This window comes from Allobosea sp. LC85 (assembly GCF_000735605.1).
Taxonomy (GTDB): Bacteria; Pseudomonadota; Alphaproteobacteria; order Rhizobiales; family Beijerinckiaceae; genus Allobosea.
In genome coordinates this window covers 111,705-132,994 of record NZ_JPKG01000029.1, presented here as the reverse complement: position 1 = coordinate 132,994, position 21,290 = coordinate 111,705, and the positions used below count along the sequence as shown (strand labels likewise).

At 62.7% G+C, this 21,290-nt stretch carries 19 protein-coding genes and 1 pseudogene; 11 read left to right on the top strand and 9 right to left on the bottom strand.

Annotation, left to right across the window (positions count from 1 at the left end; translation table 11 throughout):
* Positions 1-26: 26 nt before the first annotated feature.
* From FG93_RS15510 to FG93_RS15495, 4 genes are all read right to left on the bottom strand, one after another.
* Positions 27-1,634: an ABC transporter substrate-binding protein gene (locus FG93_RS15510; protein WP_043235832.1), complete on the bottom strand. Its 1,608-nt coding sequence runs from the start codon at positions 1,632-1,634 to the stop codon at positions 27-29.
* A 233-nt stretch (positions 1,635-1,867) separates the two neighbouring features.
* On the bottom strand, positions 1,868-2,560 hold the full coding sequence (locus tag FG93_RS15505; protein WP_152579451.1) for a PolC-type DNA polymerase III: 693 nt from the start codon (positions 2,558-2,560) through the stop codon (positions 1,868-1,870).
* A 635-nt stretch (positions 2,561-3,195) separates the two neighbouring features.
* Complete coding sequence (locus FG93_RS15500; RefSeq protein WP_043235831.1) at positions 3,196-4,080, bottom strand: dihydrodipicolinate synthase family protein; 885 nt, start codon at positions 4,078-4,080, stop codon at positions 3,196-3,198.
* Positions 4,080-4,967: an IclR family transcriptional regulator gene (locus FG93_RS15495; protein ID WP_081881572.1), complete on the bottom strand. Its 888-nt coding sequence runs from the start codon at positions 4,965-4,967 to the stop codon at positions 4,080-4,082. The genes FG93_RS15500 and FG93_RS15495 overlap by 1 nt, the downstream gene beginning before the upstream one ends.
* Positions 4,968-5,214: 247 nt before the next feature.
* Between FG93_RS15495 and FG93_RS15490 the strand changes: the two genes are divergently transcribed.
* The 9 genes from FG93_RS15490 to FG93_RS15450 all read left to right on the top strand — a co-directional run bounded on the left by FG93_RS15490 (position 5,215) and on the right by FG93_RS15450 (position 13,571).
* Entirely contained in the window at positions 5,215-6,153 is a 939-nt protein-coding gene (locus tag FG93_RS15490) for a PfkB family carbohydrate kinase (RefSeq protein ID WP_052513811.1), read from the top strand.
* Complete coding sequence (locus FG93_RS15485; protein WP_043235827.1) at positions 6,150-7,208, top strand: tagatose 1,6-diphosphate aldolase; 1,059 nt, start codon at positions 6,150-6,152, stop codon at positions 7,206-7,208. The genes FG93_RS15490 and FG93_RS15485 overlap by 4 nt, the downstream gene beginning before the upstream one ends.
* 23 nt (positions 7,209-7,231) lie before the next feature.
* The gene (locus tag FG93_RS15480) at positions 7,232-7,996 is read left to right on the top strand and encodes an SDR family NAD(P)-dependent oxidoreductase (protein ID WP_081881571.1); all 765 of its coding nucleotides are present in this window, start codon (positions 7,232-7,234) and stop codon (positions 7,994-7,996) included.
* Between the two features lie 49 nt (positions 7,997-8,045).
* Positions 8,046-8,729, top strand: a complete 684-nt coding sequence (locus tag FG93_RS15475) for an amino acid ABC transporter permease (RefSeq protein WP_043235825.1) — start codon at positions 8,046-8,048, stop codon at positions 8,727-8,729.
* Complete coding sequence (locus FG93_RS15470) at positions 8,729-9,388, top strand: amino acid ABC transporter permease (protein ID WP_043235823.1); 660 nt, start codon at positions 8,729-8,731, stop codon at positions 9,386-9,388. Before FG93_RS15475 ends, FG93_RS15470 begins: the two co-directional genes overlap by 1 nt.
* On the top strand, positions 9,372-10,100 hold the full coding sequence (locus FG93_RS15465; protein WP_043235820.1) for an amino acid ABC transporter ATP-binding protein: 729 nt from the start codon (positions 9,372-9,374) through the stop codon (positions 10,098-10,100). The genes FG93_RS15470 and FG93_RS15465 overlap by 17 nt, the downstream gene beginning before the upstream one ends.
* Before the next feature lie 78 nt (positions 10,101-10,178).
* A complete protein-coding gene (locus FG93_RS15460; protein WP_043235818.1) occupies positions 10,179-10,997 on the top strand; it encodes a transporter substrate-binding domain-containing protein in 819 nt (272 codons plus the stop codon).
* Positions 10,998-11,542: 545 nt separating this feature from the next.
* A complete protein-coding gene (locus FG93_RS15455; protein ID WP_043235816.1) occupies positions 11,543-11,818 on the top strand; it encodes a YMGG-like glycine zipper-containing protein in 276 nt (91 codons plus the stop codon).
* Positions 11,819-12,140: 322 nt separating this feature from the next.
* The gene (locus FG93_RS15450; protein ID WP_043235813.1) at positions 12,141-13,571 is read left to right on the top strand and encodes a patatin-like phospholipase family protein; all 1,431 of its coding nucleotides are present in this window, start codon (positions 12,141-12,143) and stop codon (positions 13,569-13,571) included.
* A gap of 775 nt (positions 13,572-14,346) precedes the next feature.
* On the opposite strand, the gene hydA is transcribed toward FG93_RS15450, so the two are convergent.
* Complete coding sequence (gene hydA, locus FG93_RS15445; protein WP_043235812.1) at positions 14,347-15,789, bottom strand: dihydropyrimidinase; 1,443 nt, start codon at positions 15,787-15,789, stop codon at positions 14,347-14,349.
* Between the two features lie 71 nt (positions 15,790-15,860).
* On the opposite strand from hydA, the pseudogene FG93_RS34040 reads away from it, so the two are divergent.
* Positions 15,861-16,418 (top strand): annotated as a pseudogene (locus FG93_RS34040) (hypothetical protein); the annotation flags it as partial.
* A 319-nt stretch (positions 16,419-16,737) separates the two neighbouring features.
* Here the strand turns inward: FG93_RS34040 and FG93_RS33600 are convergent.
* Genes FG93_RS33600 through FG93_RS15420 form a run of 4 tightly spaced genes read right to left on the bottom strand, consistent with a single transcriptional unit; the run spans position 16,738 to position 19,735 of the window.
* Positions 16,738-17,412, bottom strand: coding sequence for an amino acid ABC transporter permease (locus FG93_RS33600; protein WP_043235807.1), 675 nt, complete (start codon positions 17,410-17,412; stop codon positions 16,738-16,740).
* Entirely contained in the window at positions 17,412-18,086 is a 675-nt protein-coding gene (locus FG93_RS15430) for an amino acid ABC transporter permease (protein ID WP_043235806.1), read from the bottom strand. Before FG93_RS15430 ends, FG93_RS33600 begins: the two co-directional genes overlap by 1 nt.
* Positions 18,087-18,095: 9 nt before the next feature.
* A complete protein-coding gene (locus FG93_RS15425) occupies positions 18,096-18,863 on the bottom strand; it encodes an amino acid ABC transporter ATP-binding protein (RefSeq protein ID WP_280114143.1) in 768 nt (255 codons plus the stop codon).
* On the bottom strand, positions 18,860-19,735 hold the full coding sequence (locus FG93_RS15420) for an ABC transporter substrate-binding protein (RefSeq protein WP_043235916.1): 876 nt from the start codon (positions 19,733-19,735) through the stop codon (positions 18,860-18,862). Before FG93_RS15420 ends, FG93_RS15425 begins: the two co-directional genes overlap by 4 nt.
* Positions 19,736-20,077: 342 nt before the next feature.
* On the opposite strand from FG93_RS15420, the gene FG93_RS15415 reads away from it, so the two are divergent.
* The gene (locus tag FG93_RS15415; protein ID WP_043235804.1) at positions 20,078-21,166 is read left to right on the top strand and encodes a DUF917 family protein; all 1,089 of its coding nucleotides are present in this window, start codon (positions 20,078-20,080) and stop codon (positions 21,164-21,166) included.
* Positions 21,167-21,290 lie beyond the last annotated feature (124 nt).

Genomic DNA, 21,290 nt, shown 5'->3' with positions numbered 1-21,290 from the left:
ACCGGGAGCGGCCATGCCGTCGGCCCTCACTTGTCCATCGTGATCGTCGAGAAGTCCTGGAACCAGTTCTGGGCCTGAACGAAGCCCTTCACCTTGGCCGTCATGGCGCGCGGGTTGACGTCGTGCGTGACCATCAGGAACAGCGCCTCGTCGACGTATTTCTCGTGAATCTTCTGCAGGATCGCGGTCTGATCCTTCGGATCGAAGGTGGTGCGAACCTGGTCGAAGAGTTTGTCCATCTCCGGGTCGCAGTAATAGCCCCAGTTGGTGCCGGCCGGTGGCACCAGGTTGCACTGCAGGTGGCGCATGAAGCCGGTGAACGGATCCTGGATGAAGTAGGTGTAGTTCATGCCGGTGCCGCCGCGCGAGCTCGGGTCCTTGGCGCCGGCGCGCCAGATGTTGATGAGCTGGTTCCACTCGACCACCTCGAAATCGACCTTGATGCCAATATCGGCAAGGTTCTGCTGCACCAGCTCGTTCATCGGCAGCGGCTGCATCTGGCCCGAGCCCGAGGGCGAGATCAGCATCTTGGTGACGAGCGGCTTCTCCGGCGTATAGCCGGCTTCCTTCATCAGCTTCTTGGCCTCTTCCGGCTTGTATTCGAGCTTGAAGGTCGGCTTGCCGAACCATTGGTGGCCCGGCGGGTAGAAGCCCTCGGCCGGGATCATCATGCCGGCGAGAAGCTCCTTCATGCCCTCACGATCGACCGCGAGATTGGCCGCCTTGCGCACGCGGATATCGTTCCAGGGCGAGGCCTCGGCGCGCGAGAGATGCCAGGTCCAGTTATGCGGATAGGCGTTGGTGACAATCTTGAAGCCGGCGCCGGTGAGCGATTTGGCGGCGTCGGGTGCCGGCGCCTCGATCCAGTCGACCTGGCCGGAGCGCAGCGCGGCGACGCGGGCATTCGGCTCCGGCAGCGGGATCAGCACGAGCTTATCGAGCTTGGGCACGCGCAGCTTGTCCCAATAGTCCGGGTTCGGCACCATCTCGGCGCGCTCGCGCGGCACGAAGCTGGCCAGCTTCCACGGGCCGGTGCCCGAGGGCGCCTTGGCGACGTTGTCCCAGCTCTTGCCCTGCTTCTCCCAGTTCGCCGGCGACGACATCAGGATCCAGGCGATCTGGTAGGGCAGCGTCGCATCGGGCGACTTGGTGACGATTTCGAGCGTCATCGGGTCGACGGCACGGTAGAATGCCACGGCCGGGATGCGCGACTTGCCTTGCGCCGACTGGCGCTGGTCGAACTGCGGAGCGTCGTTCTTCAGCAGCTTGTCGAGGTTCCAGACCACCGAGTCGGCCGTGAAGGCCGAGCCGTCATGGAATTTCACGCCGGGGCGCAGCTTGAAGAGCCATTTGGTCTTGGTCGCATCGGCCGCGTCGAGCCCCCAGCTCAGCGCCAGGCCGGGCACGAGATCGGAAGGCTTGGTCGCGCTCGACAGGTCCCAATTGATCAGCGCGTCATAGACCGTATAGCCCATGAAGCGCATGCCCTCGCCGCCATTATCGGCCTGGCCAGTGGTCAGAGGGATGTCGGACGCCGTCATTCCGATCCGCAATGTGCCTTGCGCCCAGGCGGCACCGTGCAGAGCGGGCAGGATGGCGAGCACGAAAGCAGTTTTCGGAAACGATCGGCGCATGGGAACCCTCCAGATGGCGTTGATCGCCACCAAGCAAACCTCATGCCGCGAGCTTCGCCGGACGGTCCTCCGACCTGCGGGAATTCGGTTCGAGGAGCCAGCTGCGGATCTGAGGACGAGCTCCGGCCCTGTGAGTCGGATCAAACTGCACAAACAGCACCAGGAGCCGCCGCGTTGTCCGTCCATGCGGCATCGAAGCCGACGATGGTCCAGGAGCAGGAACTCATTTTGGGTTAGTTCACCGAGCCGATGTTCTGCGCGACAGCACCGGCTGATCCAAATTTGCAGTGCGATTTTGCGTCAGGGCTACCCAACTCCGCCAGCCAGTCACGCGCTCCCGCAGCCGGGACACGCTGCAGCCGGTGCAGCACGTCATCATCGAAATGCTCGGGGCGACAATAAGAGCGTGCGTCTGCGCAGATGCGATCGAATAGGTGCGCGGTCACGAACGTATCTGCACTCGCTCGATGCAGCCGTCCAGGGGACGAAATGCCCATCTCTTCGATAAGGCCGCCCAGTCGATAGCTTTTCCGGCCCGGAAACATGCGCCGAGCCAACAGCAGAGTGCAAAGAGTGCGAACGGGCCGCCCCTCAAGGAATTCACTCGCCTCATGCTCGTAAAATTTTCGATCGAAACCCGCATTGTGGCAAACCACGGGCGATGATCCAATGAAGGACGTCAGCTGACGCATGACCATAGCCGAGGTCGGTGCGCCGCTCAGCATTGCAGTGGTTATGCCAGTGATTTGAGTGATCTCCGCAGGCACGCGAACGCCTGGGTCGACGAAGGTGAGGAACTCGTGGCCTGCTCGACCATCCAGCACTTCGCGGGCTGATACTTCAATCACACGAGCACCCATGGCCGGGCTGAGGCCGGTTGTCTCGAAGTCGAGCACGACAAAGCGTCCGCCGGGAATGCTGTTCAAGGTTGAGACTCCTGGCACCTGCTTCGTTGATTCGAAGACAGGATATCATTCAGGGATGGTCGGCCGCGCCTAGAGTCCTCGGGCATTCGGGCCGGGGGAAATAAACGCACGGGGCGGCTCGTTGACCGGCGATCGGCAGGCAGGCGGACTAAAGAGATGACGCTGTACGTGGGGTTCCATCGACAGCAATCGTCGCTTTTAGAAGTCCCGTCGATGACGAAGACAGTGGTTCTGGCGGCTCATTGGAACGACGTCCAGCGCGCGGGAGAATGAAGCTGAGCAGCGGCCATAAGCCGGGCGTGCCGTGGTCGATGATCCGCACGTCGTCATAGAGTGCGCGACAGTAGCAGGACGAGAGCTCCTGTGCTGAACAGGAGATTGACGCTCGTGAGGATCACGAGCCGGTCCACTTTCTCTCCAATCGAAAAAGCCTCTCGAGCATTGGACCTCAAATCCGAAAACCCGGCCGGTTTCTAATTTCATTGCCACTGCTTCATCGGATAACGTGGCAAATATCGACGCGAGCCTTCTTCACTCGAGAGTGGCATGTCTATACCGATCTCAGCAGGGCCTTTCCCCCAACGATGCTTTGGAGGGGTTGGGCAAAGCCCTTGCCTCCCCCGCCTCGTCAAGAGTTATAGAGCGTTAAGTCGGCCGATCGCCGCGCGGATCAACGCGATATCGTCGGACCCAACTTGAGCCATAGGCGCACGTGGACATCCCGACGCGCGCCCCTGGAGCGTCTGAGCGGCCTTGACCCGCGCTGGCAGATTTCCCGCCGCGAGGTGTCGCCAAAGATCGCAAAGACCGGTGTTGAGGGTTAGAGCTCTTACACGATCGCCGTCCTGAACCGCCCGAAACAGAGCGACATTGGCGCGGGGGGCCGCGCTGGCGATGGCGGCGATCGAGCCTGCGATCTGGAGGTCGTAGCAACTCATGAGCGAGCCATCGATCGCTCCGAACACTCGTTCCGGTCCCACCTCGCGCACGAGATCGGCGAAAGTGCCAAGATCCTTGTCGCTTTGCTTGACGGCGCTAACTGTCGCGACCGTGTCGATGATCCTGGCGGCAACCTCCGGGCGGACATTGGCCCAGGAGATGACGTTGTAGATGACAATCGGGAGCGGCGTCGCCGCGCCGACTTCGCCGTAGAACGAGATGAGCCCGTCGTCACTGGGCGCAAAGATATAGTGGGGCGGAGCAATCTGTAGACCCGAGATCGGAAGCTCCGCAAGCAGGCAAGCCCGCCGGACTGCTGACCTCGTGCTGTCGGCCATGATGCTGGTCATGACCGGCACGCGTCCTCGGGTCACATCGAGGGCGAGGCGCGAAAGGACGACTGCTTCCGCCTCATCCAGCGCAAAGCCTTCACCGGTGCTCCCACCAACGACCAACCCGTCGACACCCTCACCAATCATCCATTCGATCTGTTCGCAGAAGGCGTTTCGGTCGATCTCGCCATCATCAAGAAACGGAGTGGTAAGCGGAACGATGACGCCTCTGAGATCGTTCGGACCCATCACTTCGATCTCTCAACTTCGGAGGTTGCGATGGGCGGCTCGTAGCCGACCTGCCGCGACAGTTGCGCCGCTGTCGCGGTAACCAATTCAGCAAGCGCAGGCACTCGCTCACGCGTTACGCGATCCATCGGCCCAGTTACGCTGACTGCGGCAAAGACGTGACCGGACGCGTTTCGGATTGGCGCCGCGACACAGCGAACCGTCGGTTGATGCTCGCCCTCATCGATCGAGTAGCCACGAGCACGAGTCTCCGCGAGATCTTTCCGCAGAGCATCCGGGTCGGTGAGCGTGTTTGGCGTATAGGGCAGTAGACCCTGGCGGATCACTTTCTCAATCGTCGCTGGTTCCTGAAAGGCGAGGGCCGCCTTGCCGACGCCGGTGCAATAAGAAGGCGAGATCGACAAGGTGGTCGTCCAGTTGACGCTGTTCCCCCCTGGCTCGCGGTGCTCGATAATCACCATGTTGGTGCCGTCGAAGACGCACAAATGCGCCGACTCCCCGCTGATGTCGCCAAGCCGCTCGACGAGGGCGCGAGCCTCGCGATGCAGATCGAGATTGGCCAGCACTATGCTTCCAAGCTCAAACAAGCGAATGCCCATACGATAACGATCGCGGCCCTTATCCTGCTCGAGAAGTTTTGCCTCGCGCAGACTCGTGACCAGCCGATGCACCGTCGTTTTTGGCATTTTGCAGCGTTCCGAGATCTCGGCGAGACTCAGTGAACGGTCGTAACGTGAGAAGCAGTCGAGCACGGCCATCAATTTCTGCATCGATTTCAGCGACCCGCGCTGGTCTGCAGAATCAACGGATGCCCTCGTGGCTTCGGCGGGAACGGCGCTGCCTCCCGCCTTTTCGGGTCTAGACGCCGACTTGTTCTGTGCCTGCATCCATCTTCCCTCTGGGGGTCGTCAACGGTCCGCTCAGGTGACCTATAGACGTTTGTGCGACGGATGAGAATCGGAATTGACATCCACAATTCGGAACGGATAAGACGGATCAAATTCCGGAATACGGAATACAAATCCGATATTGGAAACGTTCTGAGCGGTGGATGATGAACAGCGAGATTGGCTTCTCGGCCCGTCCGCGCGCGCCATACAGGGCGCCGCGGAATCGGCATGGTGCTTGCCCGACATGACCTCCGTCCTGTGCGTCGGCGTAGCCGTCTATGACGAAATTTTTGCTTTGCCGGCTTTTCCAACCAGGCCGACCAAGATCTTCGCGTCCGACTTTGCCTCCGCTGCTGGCGGTCCGGCAGCAAATGCGGCGATCACCATTGCTCGACAGGGTGGCGCGGCAACGCTCTGGGCGCGCATTGGCAATGACATGCAGGGAGACCGGATTGTAGCCGATCTGCGTCGCAGCGAGGTTGATGTGTCGCGCGTTCGTCGCGTCGACGATGCGCGCTCGGGCATCTCTGCCGTTGGTGTTACGCAGGATGGTGAGCGCATGCTGCTCGTCTTCGCCGATCCGAATCTCGATACTGATGCCTCCTGGCTGCCGCTTGACGACATTGCCCGTTATGATGCCGTGCTCGCCGATGTCCGCTGGCCCGCAGCTTCGCGTGCGGTCATCGCTCAAGCGAATGCGCTCGGAAGGCCAACCATCCTCGACGCGGATCTGACCTCCGACCCGTCTGCGCTCGCCGGACTCGTGCCGCTCGCGAGCCATGTCGTCTTCTCCGAGCCGGCTCTTGCCCAGATGACGAGCACAGAAATCAAGACGGAGACCGGTCTGCGCCAGATCTACGATGCCGGCGGCCACGATTTGGTCGGCGTCACGCTCGGCGAAGGTGGAGCTTGCTGGGTCGACGCCTTGGGCTTCCATCGGGAACCAGGCATCCCAATCCGCGCGATCGACACGCTCGCCGCGGGCGATGTCTTTCACGGTGCCTTCGCACTTGCTGTTGCACGCCGCTTGCCGGCGCGCGAGGCGATGCGTTTCGCCAATCTCGTCGCAGCGGTGAAATGCACGCGATGGGGCGGTGGCGCCAGCATCCCAACTGCGGACGAAGTCTCGGATTTCGTCGCCAGGCAACCTTCTACCATCACCACGACCAAGGATTTCGCATGACCAATTTCCTGTCGGCCGGGAAGTATCGCTCGCTGCGCCGTCTTTCCGACGCTCAAGGTCGCTTCAAGATGATGGCGGCTGACCAGCGCCCTCCCATCATCAAGGCAATCGACCAGAAGCTCGGGGCGGGCTCCGCGAGCTATGAGCGCGTCGGTGGCGTCAAACGCGCCCTGGTCAAGGCGCTTGCGCCTGACAGCACCGCGGTGCTGATCGATCCGGACTATGGCTACAGCCATGTCTTCGACGCGCTGCCGGCCGAGCCGGGCCTGTTGCTGACACTCGAGGATTTTGCCTTCGAGGAGAGCACCGGCGGCCGCAAGACGCACGTCATGAAGGGCTGGGGCGTCGACAAGATCAAGCGTGCCGGAGCGGAGGGTGTGAAGCTGCTGCTCTGGTATCGTCCCGATTGCGCCGCCGACGTGCGTGAGCACCAGCACCGGCTGGTCCGCGAAGTTGGTGCCGCCTGCAAGGCTTATGATCTCGCCTTCCTGCTCGAATTGCTGGTGTTTCCCTTCGCCGGTGCGTCGGACCACACCACCGACTACATTGAGCACAAGGACAAACGCCCCGAACTCGTGCTGCAGAGTGTGCGCGACTTCGCCTCACCCGAATATGGCGTCGACATCTACAAGCTTGAGAGCCCGCTGGCGGCGAACCAGTTGCCTGACCCGGCCGGTGGCGGCGCCGATGTCGCCGAGGCGCAGGCCTGGTTCGACCAGATGGGCAAGCTAATCGACAAGCCTTGGGTGATGCTCTCAGCCGGCGCTGGCATGGAAGAGTTCCGCCGCGTGCTGCACTACGCCTTCAAGGCGGGCGCCAACGGCTTCCTCGCCGGGCGCGCGATCTGGTGGCAGGCCTTCCAGCAGCATTATCCCGATCTCGCGGCGATGGAGCACGCGCTCGCCACCGAGGGGGCGGGCTATCTCGCCGAGATCAACAAGATGACCGACGCCATGGCACGGCCGTGGACGCAGAGCCCGGCCTTCGCGGAGGGCGCAGCGCTGGACGCAGCCGGCCAGACCTTCCCCAGCCGCTACCCCGCCTTCGCAGCCTGAGCCTGCGGCAAAAGGAGCAACCAATGATCGACGACCTTAAGGGCAAGCGTATCCTGGTGACAGGATCCAGCACCGGAATCGGCGCGGCTGTCGCCAAAGCCTATGCCGAGCGCGGCGCAGCCGTGGCAGTCCACTACAACCAGAGCAAGGAGCCAGCACAGGCCCTGCTCGCCGAGATCAAGGCCGCGGGCGGAACCGCCATCCTGATCGGCGGCGACGTGTCGAAGTCGAAGGAAGCGGCACGCATCGTCGACGAAGCGGCGGCTGGGCTCGGTGGGCTCGACGTGCTCGTGAACAATGCCGGAGCGCTGGTGAAGCGCGTCCCGCTCGACGATATCGACGACGAGATCTACGACCGGGTGCTTGATCTCAACGTCCGTTCGGTCGTTGTCGCTTCGCAGGTGGCCGCGCGCCATATGCGCAAAGCCGGCCGGGGCAGCATCATCAACACGAGCTCGGTCGCCGCGCGCAATGGCGGCGGCCCCGGCGCGCTCCTGTATGCCGGCGCCAAGGCTTTCGTGCTGAACGCGACGCGCAACCTCGCCAAGGACCTCGCCGGCGCCAATATCCGCGTCAACGGCGTCTCGCCCGGCGTGATCTCGACGCCGTTCCATGAGCGCTATTCGACTCCCGAAATCCTCGAGGGCATGCGCAAAACGATCCCGATGGCCGTGATTGGCACGCCGGAGGATTGCGTCGGCGCTTATCTCTTCTTCGCCTCCGACAAGCTTAGCGGTTATGTCACCGGCCAGGTGCTCGAGGTCAACGGCGGGCAGTTCATGGCCTGATTCAAGACGCCTGAGGAAACCCAAGGAAAACGGGCAAAGCCCCACAGCCATGAACTACAGTTTCGACTTCTCCTTTCTAAGGGATTATTGGCCGATGCTGGCGGAGGGCCTCGTGCTCACCGTCCAGCTCGCACTGATGGCGACCGTACTGGGCTTTCTGCTCGGCACCGCCTGTGCAGTCGCTAGCACCAGCCGCTCGCGCATCCTGCGCGGGCTGGTTGGCCTCTATGTCGAGATCATCCGCAACACGCCGCTACTGGTGCAGCTCTTCGTGGTGTTCTTCGGCCTGTCCTCGCTCGGCTTGAAATTCTCCGCCACGACCTCGGCGGTGATTGGGCTGACGATCAATATCGGCGCCTATTCGAGCGAGATCATTCGCGCCGGCATCGAGTCGATCCATCGCGGACAGGTCGAGGCTGGCGATTGTCTTGCGCTCTCGCGCTGGCAGGTTCTCGCCGCGATCGTGCTCCCGACCGCGATTGAGAAGGTCTATCCGGCTCTGGCGAGCCAGTATGTGCTGCTGATGCTCGGCACCAGCATCGCTTCGCAGATCTCGGCCGAGGAACTGACGGCGGCGGCCAGCCGCATTCAGTCCGACACCTTTCGCCCTTTCGAAGTCTTCCTTGTCGTTGCCGCGCTTTATATCGCGCTCTCCTTCTTGATGCGCGGGATGTTCTGGGCCTTGGGGCAATTCGCGTTCACACGGCGCCGGCGCCTAGGGACACCACTGTGATGGCCGCGCTCCTCGGCCTTTCGCCCGCCCATTGGGCCGCTCTGTTGAGCGGACTAAGCTGGACGGTGTTCCTGTCATTGGTTGGCTTTCTCGCGGGCGGCCTTGTTGGCTTCGGCGTCGCGTTGGCGCGGATCTCGGAAAGCGCCATCGTCCGGCGCATTTCGCTCGCCTACGTCAACCTGATCCAGGGCACGCCACTGCTGATCTTGATGTTCGTGCTCTACTTCGGACTGCCAGTCCTTGGCTTGGAGATGCCGCCGCTGGCCGCGGCCTGCATTGCGATGACGCTGTTCTCGGCCGCCTATCTCGGCGAGATCTGGCGCGGCTGTCTGGAAGCAGTGCCACGCACTCAATGGGAGGCAGCCGATTGCCTGGCGCTGGCGCGCTGGGAGAGGATGCTGCTCGTCATCCTGCCGCAGGCGCTGCGTATCGCGACGCCGCCGACGGTCGGATTCATGGTGCAGATCGTCAAGAACACCTCGATCGCCTCGGTCATCGGCATGGCCGAAATGACCTACATCGGCAAGCTCATCAACAACGCCACGTTTCAGCCATTTCGGACCTACCTCGTGATCGCAGCGCTCTATTTCGCGCTTTGCTATCCGCTGTCCTGGTTGAGCCGGCGCCTCGAGAGAAAACTCAATGTCGCCCATCGTTAGTTTTCGCGACGTCCACAAGAGCTTCGGGGCCGTGCCGGTCCTGAAGGGCGTGTCGTTCGAGATCCCCAAGGGACAGGTTGTGGCGTTGATCGGCCGTAGTGGCTCAGGTAAGTCGACGGCACTGCGCTGCATCGATCGACTGGAAACGATCGACCGGGGCTCGATCACAGTCTGCGGTCACGCCGTCAGCGATCCAAATATTAACCTGCGGAAGCTGCGCCAGGATGTCGGCATCGTCTTCCAGAGCTACAATCTTTTCCCGCATCTGACAGTCGAGCAAAATATCACGCTTGCGCCGCGCTGGGTGAAGAAGGCTGATCGTCGCAAGGCCCATGAACTGGCCCGCGATGTCCTGGCGCAAGTTGGCCTGCTCGAAAAGATCGATGCTTATCCGGAGCAGCTTTCCGGCGGTCAGCAGCAGCGCGTTGCAATTGCTCGTTCACTGGCGATGCACCCGCAGGTCATGCTCTTCGACGAAGTCACCTCTGCGCTCGATCCTGAACTGACCGGCGAGGTGCTGAAGGTGATCGAGGAACTCGCCAAGCAGGGTATGACCATGCTGCTGGTGACCCATGAAATGGCATTCGCCGCGCGAATCGCGGACCGGATTATTTTCATGCACCAGGGCCTGATCCACGAGAGCGGATCCCGAGAGATTCTGCGCTCCCCCTCGACGCCAGAGCTGAAGAATTTCGTCGGAGCTGGCCTCTAGAACCGGCTTGACCGACCAAGGCCGCGACACGACGGCTCCAACAAGAATAGTTGCCATCTCACCTGAGGAAACGTCACCATGAACCGCCGCTCAGCTACCGTCCTGCTCTCCGGCCTTTTCGGGCTCAGCCTCGCCGGGCTCTCTGCCGTTCCTGCCTTCGCTGACACGCTCGATGCGATCATGCAGCGCAAGAAGCTCCTGGTTGCGATCGATCTTGGCAACCCGCCACACGGCATGATGGATTCCGAATTCAAGCCGACGGGCTCGGATGTCGAAACCGCCCGGCTACTCGCCAAGGATCTCGGCGTGGAGCTCGAGATCGTGCAGGTCTCGACCCCGAACCGGGTGCAGTTTCTGCTCGCGAACAAAGCCGACATGGTGATCTCCGCACTTTCGATCACGGAAGAGCGCAAGAAGGTCATCGACTTCTCGACCGCGTATGCTGAACTGCAATGTGTTGTTGCAGCACCGAAGGCGATGAAGATCGCGTCGTATGCTGACCTCGGAGACAAGGGCGGCATCGCTGTCACGCGCGGCACGGTCAACGACCAGGAACTGACCCGCGGCACGGCCAATGTGAAGGATGTCAAAATCACCCGGTTTGAGGACGATCCGACCTCAACGGTGGCCATCACCTCTGGCCAGTTGGGCATCTACGCAACTTCGCTACCCCTCCTGAACCAGCTTAGGAAAGACAACCCCAAGCTCGATCTCGACACGAAGTTCGTGATGAAGGGGTTTCCACTCGGCATTGCCTTCCGCAAAAACGAGCCGAAACTGGCCGCCAAGCTCAACGAATGGGTCACTACTAATCTCAAGAACGGCAAGCTCGTCGAGATTTACGATCGTTACCATGGCGTTAAGCTCGTTCCTGCAGAGCTCGCTGCGAAGTCTTGATCACCGAGCCGCCGCCATTGCTATTACGCTGGTGATGGCGGCGCCGCCTGCGATCTGGCTGATCGATCGCGTATCCGATCAAATCACTAGAAGTGGCGGGGTTGTGCCGTGGATTAGCGTGTTTGGCCTCAGAGGCGCTGACACACGCCTTACTGTTTGAATCTATAAGAGAATTCAGGTCGCGCCGGCCGCGCATTCCCAGCTTCGGAGGGCAACGCTCTATCCAGCTGAGCTACGGGCGTAATCGTGGGAAGGTGGATAGCCGATCACGACTGCTTCGGGATTTTGCGATCGAGGGAGACCCAGGAAAGCGAAGGTCACAGGCTCGAACCGTGTCAGGCGCGCCGCGGGCTTGGCGCGAGCTTCTGCCGGCGGGCGGGCAGCCGGCAAGCGTATGCGTGCCAAGCGGGCCGTTCAACCCTCGATTGGGAGAGGCAAGGAACGCCATGCACACAGTTTGGGACGCTCTGCGATGGCGCGTCCGACGGCTTGGCCTAGATTGAAGCGTTCGCAATCGCGCAAACCCTTGAACAAGGAGCCCCTTAATGATCCGTTCGATCACGTTCGCCGGCTTCGTCGGCCTCGGCCTTGTGTTGGCAGGCTGCAACCCTGAGTCTCAATCGCAACGCACGCTTGGCGGCGCCGCAATTGGCGCTGGCGGTGGTGCGCTCATCGGGGGGATTGCGGGCGGCGGACGTGGTGCCGCTATCGGAGCCCTTGCTGGTGGCGTGACCGGTGCGGTCGTCGGCCGGGCGACGACCCCGAACAACTGCATCTTCCAGGACAGGAGCGGTCGCCGTTTCACAGGTCCCTGCCCGTAAGGCGACTTAAGCGCACCTGTCGGGCCAATTGGCGAGGCCGCCGGGGCAGCATTCGGTTTTAGGCACAGCCGCTCCCAATGGGGCGGCTGTCACGCGTGAGGGCGCGGCAACCTGCTGGGGCTGCCCTCACATCGGCAATGGGGCGGGCATTCATGAATGAGCGAGGCTGTGCCTGTCACCGGCGCGGGCGAAGCCTGGATCGCGACGCCGGACGTCGCCGTAGCCGGCAATTTCGATCGAGCGGCTGGATCGAATCGGCTATCAGCCGGGATGTCAGATACGCAAGCAGACATCATGCGGCGGTGGCGGGGAGCGAATGAGGATGTTTGCCGCGAAGGGCGCAAGAGCCATCTGGCTGATGGCTGCGCTCATCCTCACCGCCTGTTCGGCTGCGGATGTTGGGCCCATCAATAGCCATGCCGAGAAGGCGCCGCCACCGTCGCCGGAATTCGTCCCCGATCCCGGCGATGACGGCTCGATGGTCATAGGCCTCGCCTTCTCGGGCGGCGGCGTCCGCGCTTCGGCGTTTTCCTATGGCGTCTTGCGTGCGCTTGACGACATCGTCGTCGATCAGAAGCCTTATCGACGCACGATGATCGACAACGTCCGCATGATTTCCGGGGTCTCCGGAGGCGCCATCACCGCGGCCTATTTCGGTTATCGTGGCCGCGACGACTACCGTGATTTCGATGCTCGCTTCTTGTTTCAGCATGCAGAAACGAGCATGCAAACATCGCTGGCGTCACCATTCAGCCTGTCTCGGGCATTGGCTGGCGGCGTGAATGACCGCAATACCTTTGCACGCTGGTTGAACGATAATCTGTTTGATGGGGCCGATTTTACGCGTTTCAAATGGACGAATGCGCCGTCCGTCTGGATCACCGCCTCGGATATCTACAATAGAACGCCATTTATATTCGATTACGATACTTTCGCGGCTCTCTGCAGCGATCTCGACAAGCTGAAGATTTCGGATGCCGTGGCGGCTTCGGCCGCCGCGCCGGTCGTCTTTGCGCCCGTCGTGCTGGCTGCCACCAAACAGGATTGCGGCTACCGCCGTCCCACTTGGTTGAAGGAGGCGCTGAGCGGTTCCAACCCATCCACGCGACTGACGGCATATGCTAACGCATTGCAGTCCTATCATGCCGAAGACGGCATCAAGTTTGTGCGGCTGATGGATGGCGGGCTGACGGACAATCTGGGTATCACGGGATTTGTACTCGAAAGAAGCGCATCCCAGACCCCGCACGGGCCAATTTCGGCGGAGCAGGCCGTGAAGCTGCGCCATTTCCTGTTCATCGTTGCCGATGCCGGCCGGGGCCAGACGGAGGATTGGGGCGCCTCGATCAATGGCCCCTGGCTGGGGCCCCTCGTCGAAGCAGCGATCGATACCGGCATGACCTCCTCGTCTCGCCATGGTCTCGACGCGTTGAAGTTTGCCGTCGACGGGTGGAAGGAGCGGGTGGTTCGCTATCGTTGCGGGTTGCCGCTGGAAACCGTGCGTCGGATTCGAGGCAGCACCGAAGGCTGGGATTGCCGCAAGGTCGATTTCAAGATCGAACACCTCGAATTCTCTGACCTGGAACCGAACGTCGCGTCCCACCTGAACCGGGTCGAAACGCGGCTCTCGCTGCCGCGCGAGCAGGTCGAACTGCTCGTTGAGGCCGGAAAGACGGTTGTTCGCCAGAACATGGCGGTGAAGCAGGTGGTCGGCGATATCCGCCGCGCTGCGGGCCTCATCGAGGGAGATTGACCACGAGAACGCGGCCCTTGCAGTCCGGACAGTGGTGCGTCCGGTTGCAACCCAGGCTCAGGCGATCGCCGTGCGATCACGCCAGGCGACTCGCGGCTCGCTTGGCAAAACGGATTCTTGCGATCGAGCAAAGCCGGCAAAGTAAAAATCAATATCCACGCTTTGAACCAGCGCAACATGCCGGAAGTGTAGGCTCGACCTTATGAATCTCGGGCGACATCCCCCGTGACCAGCAGACCGGGCGGTCTTCTCCAGCATTTGCGTTAGCGCCGACATGCAGGCTGATGCCTCGTCCGGCCTTCAGGGAGAGGTGTGCGAAGAAACCATGACAATCAAATTGTCTGGACATGATCAATGTGTGCGTGTTGCAGAATGCGACGTAATACCACCAGGGGGACGCCTTAGATGAAATTGGCTGCTGCTTTTGCCTTGTTTGCTGTCATCTTAACCGTAGATTCTGCAAATTCTCAAACAAATCCATATATTAAGAAGGGAATGATGTGTAAGTGCGCGAAAGAACTTGTTGGCGCGCAGGTCCTAAACGGAAGATGCAAGTGGAGCAGCCGAATGACGGATCGTATTTCGGCCTGTGCAATCGCCAGGTCCCGTTCATAGTGAAGCGGCTGTCCGAGCGCGGTGATCGATTTACGCTCGGACAGCGTTGACATTGCGCCCAAGTCTTATCCGGCGTTGAACTCACCCTGAATTGCGTGCCTGATATTGGGCGATCCGCGGAGGAAGCGACCCATGAGGTTCTGGCACACCAGAACCAGGTCTATTCGAACGGATTGAACGGCGTCGGGAAACGTCCCGTGGGGGCGATTTCCGCATAGGCCGGTCGCGCAATTTGCCGTCCGGCACCAGGCTGCGCCAGCACAGTGGTGCCGTCGAAGATCAACTGGCCGCGCTGGTAAGTCGCGGTGGGATATCCCTGAACCTCGAGCCCCTCATATGGCGTGTAGTCGCTGCCATGGTGCTGCAGCGCATTGGTCAGGCGCACGCGTTTGGTCGGATCGAAGAGGACGATATCGGCGTCGGCGCCGATCGCAATGGACCCTTTGCGCGGGGCAAGCCCGAAGCGGCGTGCCGGATTGGTCGCAACGAGGGAGACGAAGGTGCGCAGGTCGATTCGTCCCTTGGCGACACCCTCGGAATAGAGGATGGGCAAGCGCGCTGCCAGGCCGGGGACGCCGTTCGGGATCTTGTTGAAGGGGGCGGTTTCTCCGTGCTGCTTCTTGCCGCGCGGATCGTCGAAACGCAGCGGCGAATGATCGGATGAGACGATGTCGATGACGCCGTCGCGGATGAGCTGCCACAGGGCCTCGCGGTCGGCCGGCGGGCGCAGGGCCGGCGAGATCATGAACTTCGCCCCTTCGAAGCCCGGCCGGTCCATGTCGGATTCACCGAGCACGAGATACTGGGTGCAGGTTTCGGCCCAGGCCTTCTGGCCGCGGGCCCGGGCGCGCGCCACCTCCTCCCCGGATTGCGCGCCCGAGACGTGGAAGACCTGAACCGGAGTGTCGAGCGCCTCCGCCAGCGCCAGAATGCGGTGCGTCGCTTCGCGCTCGACCACCATGGGCTTCGCCCAGGCGAGATGCCTCGGCGCGCTCAGCCCTGCCGCCAGCAGCGCCTGCGTCAGCCAGCCGATCAGTTCATGATGTTCGGCATGCACGCAGACGAGCGCTCCGGCGCGCCGCGCCGCCGCGAGCGTCTGCAGGATCTGCGCATCGGCGAGACGGTTGCTCTCATAGGTCATGAACACCTTCACGGAGCGATGCCCCGCTTCCACCAGCGCCGGCAGTTCCCGCTCGAGCACCTCAGGGGTCGGGTCGTTGATCAGCAGGTGGAAGCCGTGATCGATGCGCGCCTGCTTTGCCTTCACGGCATAGGCCGCAACGGCCTCGGTGAGCGATCCGCCGCGCGTCTGGGGCGCGTGGCAGATGACCGTCGTCGTCCCACCCGCCGCAGCCGATGCTGTCCCGCTTGCAAAATCGTCGGCGATATCGGCGCCGGACGAGAAGGGCTGGTCGAGATGCACATGCGTGTCGACCCCGCCCGGAAGGACCAGCAATCCCTTCGCCTCGATATCGGTGTCGCCCCGAGGCAGGCCGGCGCCGATCGCGGCAATCAACCCATCCTTGACGCCGACATCGCAAACGGAGATGTCGGTCGCGGTCACCGTCGTTCCGCCACGGATGACGAGATCGAAATCGCTCATTGCAGTTCTCCGGTTCTGGCGGCTGGCTCGCCATTCACAAGCCGGCGCGGCTGCGCCGCAGTCTCGAGGGGATGATGAAGACGGAATTGCGCGTCCGGCTGGGCGAGCGGAGCTTTGGCGTCGAGCGGCCATGGGGCGACCTTGGCCAAACAGCCGGAAAGATCACCGACGTTACGAGCGATGCCGAAGGTCGCGTCTACGTGCTGCTGCGGTCCGACGTCGCGGTCGACGCTCCGGGCCCCTGCGTGGTGGTTCTCTCGGGCGAGGGGCACCGCATCGCGAGCTGGGGCGAAGGCCTCTGCTTCGATGCGCACAAGATCGCGGCAGGCCCCGATGGCGTGATCGCCATTGTCGATCGTGATGCCCACCGCATCCTGTTCTGCGATTGGAATGGCACCGTGCGGCGCCAGATCGGGGAGACGCATCAGCCCTGCGCGCCGTTCAATCATCCCAGCGACATCGCCTTTGCCCCGGACGGGGGCTTCTACGTGGCGGATGGCTACGGCCACGCGCTCGTGCATCGGTTCGATCGCGCTGGGCGGCATCTGTCGAGCTGGGGCTCCGTCGGCACGGCGCCGGGCGCGTTCCTGACGCCGCATGGCCTCTGCGTTCTCAGCGATGGCCGCGTGATCGTCGCCGATCGCGAGAACAGCCGTGTGCAGGCCTTCACGGCCAACGGTGATCTGCTTGCCGTCTGGGATGGGTTTCTGCGCCCGCAAGATGTCGTCGCCGATGCCGCCGATCGCATCCATGTCTGCGACTCGATTCCCACGCTCAGCCTGCTGACGCCGGATGGGGGCCTGCTCGGCCGCTGTCGTCCGGTCCTGAACGGTGCCCATGGCATGTGGCTCGCGCCGAACGGCGACATCCTCCTTGCGGAGACCAGCCCCAACCGCCTGACGCGGCTGTTCCCGATGCAAACACAGATGGCTGGACGCGGGTTGACGATCATCCGGCCTGCGCGACGGCCCTGTGCTGCAGGCGCGACACCATCCGGACGAACGGCCAGAACATCAGGAAATAGACGATCGCGACCGCAACCAGCGGTGTCGGGTTGTACAGAAGGCCCTGGGCGAGCTGCGCGGAACGCAGCAGTTCCTGCAGGGCAACGGCCGAGGCGATCGAGGTCTGTTTCACCAGCTCGACCGTGTTGCTGATCAGGTCGGGCAGGACATTGCGCGCACCTTGCGGCACCACGACATAGGTCATGCTCTGGCGCCAGGTGAGCCCGGTGGAGCGTGCCGCTTCGCGCTGCCCCTTCGGCACGGACTCGATGCCGGCACGGAAGATCTCGGCGAAATAGCTGGAGCCGTTGAGGGTCAGCGCCAGTACTGCGGCGGTGAACTCGTTGAGCTTCAGCCCGAGGAAGGGCAGGCCGAAGAAGATGAAGATCAGCAGCACCAGCGGCGGGATCGCCCGCATGACGTCGACATAGGCGACCAGCAGCATCCGCAGCGCTCTGTTCGACGAATCCTGCGCCATCGCGATGGCGACACCGCAGGCAACCGACAGTGGCACGGCGACTGCGGCGAGCGCGAGCGTCATCCAGAAGCCCTGCAGGAGCAGCGGCCAGACTTCCCGGAGGACGTCGATATTGAGGAATGTCGTGACGAGTTCGTCCATCACGACCTCGGATGAGCGTAGGCGCGTTCGAGCCAGCGCGTGAAGCGCACGAACGGCAGGAACAGGGCGAGGAACAGCAGCGCACCGACGGTGAGGGCTGTCGGATTGGCGACGTTCGACTGAATGCTCGATGTCACATTGAGCAGTTCGGGGACGGCGACGACCGAGCCGAGCGTCGTGCCCTTGCTGATGCCGATCGCGCGATTGGTCAGGGGTGGGATCGAGATGCGCACGACCTGCGGCAGGATGATATGGACCAGCGTCTGGTTGAAGCCGAGGCCGGTCGAGCGCCCGGCTTCCCACTGGCCTTTGGCGACCGCACTGATGCCGGCCCAGAAGATCTCCTCGGAGAAGGCTGAGAGCACGATCGCCAGCGCCAGGACAGTGGCGGTGAACGGACTCAGCATCAGCCCGAAAGAGGGCAGCGCGAAATAGGCCAGCACGATCAGCACCAGCTGCGGGATCGAGCGGAAGAAATCGATGTAGAGGATGATCAGCGCGTTCAGCGGCCTGAAGCCGTAGAGCCGCAGGATCGCGATGGCGAGGCCGAGCGGCACGCCGATCAGCACCGTCAGGATCGACATTTCGATGGTGATGAGGAAGCCGCGCAGGATATCCGGCCAATAGGCGGACATCAGCGAGAAATCGAAGAAATAGCGGACGATCTGGTCCATGACGTGCCGTCAGGCCCTGGAACGCGTGACGAAGTCGCGGATGCGCTGATGTTGCGGCGAGACCAGAATGTCTTCCGGCGTGCCTTCCGCCAGCACGGCGCCATGATCCATGAACACGACGCGATCAGCGACATCGCGCGCGAAATGCATCTCATGTGTCACGACGATCATGGTCATGCCCATCTCCTTGGTGCGGACCATGACGTTCAGAACTTCGCCCACGAGTTCAGGGTCCAGTGCCGAGGTCGGCTCGTCGAAGAGCATCACCTGCGGCTCCAGCGCCATGGCGCGGGCAATGCCGACGCGCTGCTGCTGGCCGCCCGACAATTGCGCCGGATAGGAGTCGGCCTTGTGCGCGAGCCCGACCAGTTCGAGATGGTGGCGCGCCTTCTGCTCGGCCTCGGCCTTTCCCAGGCCTGCGACCTTGCGCAGCGCCAGGGTCACGTTTCCCAGGGCGGTCTTGTGCGGATAGAGGTTGATGCCCTGGAACACCATGCCGATGCGCCGGCGCAGCAGGTTGAGATCGACCTTCGCACCGGTCACTTCCTCGCCGCCGACGCGGATGGTTCCCGCGGTCGGCTCTTCCAGCCGGTTGATGCAGCGCAGGCAGGTGCTCTTGCCCGAGCCGGACGAGCCGACGATCACGACGGCCTCGCCCTGGGCGACCCTGAGATCGACGCCGCGCAGGACCTCGACATTGCCGAAGCTCTTCCGCAGACCGTCGATGGCGACGATCGGGCCTGCGGATGCAGGCGTGATTGCGGTCGCTGACGTCACTTACAGACGGCCTTGTGCTCGGTCGCGTCGTAGCCCTCGAAGTCCGGAGCACCGACGCCCGGATAGATCTTCGCCGAGGAGGACGAGGCGTCCGGCTTCACGCCGAACCACTTCTCATGGATCTTGGCGAGAGTGCCGTCCGTCTTGATGCATTCGAGGGCGTCCTCGACCTTGGCGCGAAATGCGGCGTCCTCCTTGCGGAAGGCGATGCCGAAATTGCGACCGCTATCGAGCACGAACGCGACCTCGGCAGCAGGCGTCTGCGTCGAGACATAGCGCGAGACCGGCGCATCGGCGACGTTGGCGAAGGCGCGGCCGATCATCACGGCCTGCACCGCGTCGGCATTCTTGTTGTAGCGCTGGACCGTGTAGCCGTACTTGGCTTCGTTGTCGGTCAGCCACTTGTCGGAAATGCTGCCATTGTTGACCGTCAGCGCCTTGCCCTTCAGATCCTCGAGATTGGCGATCTTGCCGCCCTTCTTGACGAGGAAGCCGAGGCCGGTCGGCATATAGGGCTCGCTGAACAGCATCTGCTGCGCGCGCTCCGGCGTGATGTTGGTCGGCGCCGGGATCATCTCATAGCGCTTGGAGAAGAGGCCGGCGAAGATCGCCGAGAAGTTCGAGTCCGTGACGTCGACGCCCGGGCGGCCCAGCTTCTGGGCCAGCGCCAGCGACATGTCGTACGTGAAACCGGTGGTCTCGCCGGCCGCCGTCTTGAAGCAGAACGGGGCAAAGCCGAGGTCGCAAGCCACCTTCAGCTTCTCATTGGCCGGATGATCGGCGTCCTGGGCGAGCACCGGGGTGACAAGGAGCGCCGCCATGGCGATACCCTGAACGGCCGTGCGCGCCGCCTTGACCGACAAAAACTTCATCATCCTGCTCCCGTTAGATGCTGTCGCTGGGGGGCGCGATCGCCGCGCCTGTCGCTTGCAACAATCCTGCCACCCCAGCGACAAAACTCTAACAGCGCGAATTCATGCCTTACCAATCACTTATTGTCGGGGTTCCATAACCTTATGTTAAGGCACTGCCGCCGGCCTCCGGCGCGCACCCGGTAGGCGGGGTGGCGTCGCGGCAGGTTCGGTCGCATGCGTGCGAATAACATCCGGTTATGACTCCCCGCCGAATTAGCATGTTCGCTTGGGCGTACAGCCATCTAAGTTCGTCACGGCCCGGCGGGCTGCCGGCATTCGAGGCTGATTCGAGGCTGACCGATGGGACGTTTTCTGACAATTGGGGATGTCGAGGCGGCGATTGCCGGCGGCTCGATCTTTGCCGCTGGCGGCGGCGGCTGGGCCGAGCATGGGCGCATGCTGGGGACTGCAGCGGTGATGGCCGGTCGGCCGGAACTGGTTTCGATCGAAGAGGCGCCGGACGACGCGATCATCGCGACGGCGGCCGCAATCGGCGCCCCTGCCGGCACGACGGAATGGGAGATGCAGGGCGTCGACTACGTCCGGGCCGTCCAGTTGTTGCAGGAGGCGCTGGGCAAGCCTGTCTATGGCCTGATCATCGGCCAGAACGGGATGTCGAGCACACTCAATGCCTGGCTGCCGAGCGCCCTCCTGGGCGTAAAGGTGATCGACGCCGTTGGTGACATCCGCGCCCATCCCACCGGCGACATGGGGTCGATCGGCCTTGCCAACAGCCCCGAGGCAACGATCCAGACGGCTGTCGGCGGCAATCGCGCGAAGAATTCCTATATCGAGCTGGTGACGCGTGGCGCGACGGGGAAGGTCTCGCCGATCCTGCGCACGGCCTCGGACATGTCGGGCGGGTTCATCGCGTCCTGCCGGAATCCGGTTCCGGCCGCGTATGTGCGCAAGCACGCGGCGCTCGGCGGCATTTCCATGGCGCTGACGCTGGGCGAGCGCATCCTGGCCGCGACGCCCAAGGGCGGTCCCGCGATCATCGACGCAATCTGCGACGAGGCCGGTGGAGCGATCATCGGGCGCGGGACTGTCGTCCGCAAGGCGGTGCAGTACACCAGCGAGGCCTTTGACATCGGAACCATCCAGGTCGGCTCCGGCGCTGCGGCACGGCTTCTCCATGTCATGAACGAATACATGGCGGTGACCGATCTCGATGGCGCGCGCCTTGCGAGCTATCCCGATGTCATCACCACGCTCGATGCGGATGGCCGGCCCGTCAGCGTCGGGCATGTCACCGAGGGCATGGAGCTCTCGATCCTGCGCATTGCCAAGGATCGCATCCCGCTGAGTTCCAGCGTGACGGATCCCAGTGTCTATCCGATCGTCGAGAAGGCGCTCGGGATGGATTTCACGGGCTATGCGCTCGGGTGAACGGTCGGAAATGCAATCGCACCGCGTCCGTCGTCATAATAACGGCCGATTATGGGCGACGGCGAAATTGGTATGTTTGGCTCTGAGGCCGAGCAACTATCGTGACACCAGTGGCCTGCGGGCC